The 615-nt window shown below is 54.0% G+C and carries 1 pseudogene; it reads right to left on the bottom strand.

From position 1 onward, the window contains the following. Window positions 1–125: 125 nt before the first annotated feature. Window positions 126–233: pseudogene (locus NKH12_RS30495) on the bottom strand (transposase); the annotation flags it as partial. Window positions 234–615 lie beyond the last annotated feature (382 nt).

The raw sequence follows: 615 nt of genomic DNA, 5'->3' as shown, positions 1-615 counted from the left end.
CGAAATGTCGATGTTGCCGTTCTCCGAAAGGCAACTCGGGTTGATCGGCGAGTTCATAGACGACCTTGATAAGCGGCCTACATTGGCACCGATGTTCAATCTGCTAGTTGGCCGAAGGTAGGCCAGGCGTCGCTGACCCCGTGCTTGCGGCACAGATCGGCAACCGATACCCCGGCCTCATGTTCCTTCAAAATTCCGATTATCTGCTCTTCAGAGAAGCGGCTACGTTTCATGTCCTGGTCCTCTCGATGGGCCAGAACGAACCAGAGGGGCAAGGCCAGCATGACCTAGTGTGCGGTCATCCCCAACTAGGGACAAGGGTCCTATCCCGTTGATTGCCAAATAGCTTCTGTGCGCGGATCGCTAAAAATGCCGATTTCCTGCGTAGATGGAAGAGTAATTTGCGCAAAACGGCCCAACGAGGTGCGTATTATCATCAAAACGAAGGCCCGCACTGGCGGCATCAGGGAACAAAGGTAGGGAGGAGCTTCCCATGTCGCAGGAACTCGACTATCTCAGCCGCCTCAATGAGAAGCTTGTCGAATTTTTCGTTGAAGAAGTGCGTGTCGTTCCACTCCGCCGTCGACAGATAGGCACTCGAGTACATCTGGTCCT

Source organism: Mesorhizobium sp. M1322 (assembly GCF_040318085.1).
Taxonomy (GTDB): Bacteria; Pseudomonadota; Alphaproteobacteria; order Rhizobiales; family Rhizobiaceae; genus Mesorhizobium.
Note: the sequence above shows the minus strand (reverse complement) of the source record. Positions and strands in the feature narration are given on the sequence as shown.